Source organism: Romboutsia sp., from assembly GCF_035470145.1.
In the GTDB taxonomy this organism is placed as follows: domain Bacteria; phylum Bacillota; class Clostridia; order Peptostreptococcales; family Peptostreptococcaceae; genus Romboutsia_D.
This window is the reverse complement of sequence record NZ_DATIRC010000430.1, coordinates 1-1591: the sequence shown is the minus strand read 5'-3', so window position 1 is coordinate 1591 and position 1591 is coordinate 1. Positions and strand designations below refer to the sequence as shown.

The window sequence follows — 1591 nt, the reverse complement described above, 5'->3', positions numbered from 1 at the left end:
TAATCATTTTCTTTTTTCTAAAAATTAAAAATGTTATCAATTTTATAAATAGACAGAATTGCAATAATTTGTTGCTATTACTGTATTTCTTGTGATAAATTTATAAAGCAAAATAAATCGGATAGTCTTTTATGTGACTTTAAGGAGGAAAACTCAAATGGATAATCATGAATTAAACAAAAATATCGGACTTGTACCCGCTCTATCGATAGTTGTGGGTATGGTTATAGGCGGAGGAGTGTTTTTTAAACCTACAGCCATTTTTACAGCAACAGGAGCCCCTGGTCTTGGAATTATAGCATGGATTATAGCTGGAATTATAACTATAGCAGGCGGACTTACTGCGGCTGAACTTGGTGCTGCAATACCTAAAACAGGTGGAGCAATAGCATATTTAGACGAAGCTTATGGAGATATTTGGGGATTCCTCTTTGGTTGGGCTCAAACAGTTATATATTTCCCTGGTACAATGGCTGCACTTGCTATTATATTTGCAACTCAGGTAGTAACTTTATTAGGACTAGATAATAATTTAATTGTACCAATAGGAATAATCTCAGTTGTATTTTTAACTATTTTAAATATTATCGGCGGATCTAAAGCAGGTACTGCACTTCAAACTATTGCAACTGCTGGTAAATTAATACCATTATTTTTAATAATAGTTGTAGGATTTATAAAAGGTGATGGTGGAGTTGCTAGATTGTTTCCTATTACAGCTCCAGATCATCCTGTAGCTACAGGTTTAGGTTCTGCTCTAATAGCTTGTATGTTTGCTTATAACGGATGGATAAATGTAGGAAATATAGCTGGAGAAATGAAAAATCCAGGAAAAGATTTACCAAAAGCAATTATTGGTGGTTTATCATTAGTAATGGCTGTTTATATACTTATAAATGTTGCATATCTATTTGTATTACCAGCAAGTAAACTAGCTGCAACAGCATCTCCTGCAGCTGATGTTGCAACTATAATATTTGGTTCAAATGGAGGAAAATTAATTAGCATAGGTATATTAGTATCTATATTTGGTTGTTTAAATGGAAATATATTAACAGGAGCAAGAATACCTTATGCATTAGCTACTGAAAATAAATTACCATTTAGTGGATGGTTTGCTGAATTACATAAAAAAACAGGTGCACCAGTAAACGCAACTATATTCTTATCTTTACTTGGTATAGGGTATATATTTACAGGAAAATTTGACCAATTAACAGATTTAACAATATTTGTAATGTGGTTATTTTATGTTATGACATTTGTTGCAGTATTTATTCTTAGAAAGAATCAACCTGATCTTCATAGACCATATAAAGTACCATTGTATCCTATTATTCCTATAATAGCTATACTTGGAGGGTTATATATAATAATAAACACTTCAATAACTGAACCTCTTAATGCTGGTTTAGGATTAATATTTACTTTAATAGGGATTCCAATATATACATTAAGAAAATCTAAAAGTAAGCAATTAGAAAAACGAGCATGTGCTTAAAAAATAAATTATATAGCATTCTAAAAAATGTTTATAACTGATATTATTTTTATTATTTCCTCCCTTTAAAGTAGCCTTTATACATAATAT

General features: G+C 30.7%; 1 protein-coding gene. It reads left to right on the top strand.

What is annotated here, in order from left to right; translation table 11 throughout:
- Positions 1–157: 157 nt before the first annotated feature.
- Positions 158–1501, top strand: coding sequence for an APC family permease (locus tag VLM92_RS16820; RefSeq protein ID WP_325277475.1), 1344 nt, complete (start codon positions 158–160; stop codon positions 1499–1501).
- The last annotated feature ends 90 nt before the right edge of the window (positions 1502–1591 follow it).

Excerpts from the sequence above, each read along its gene's own strand:
- VLM92_RS16820 (WP_325277475.1), top strand. The coding sequence starts at position 158 with ATGGATAATCATGAATTAAACAAAAATATCGGACTTGTACCCGCTCTA.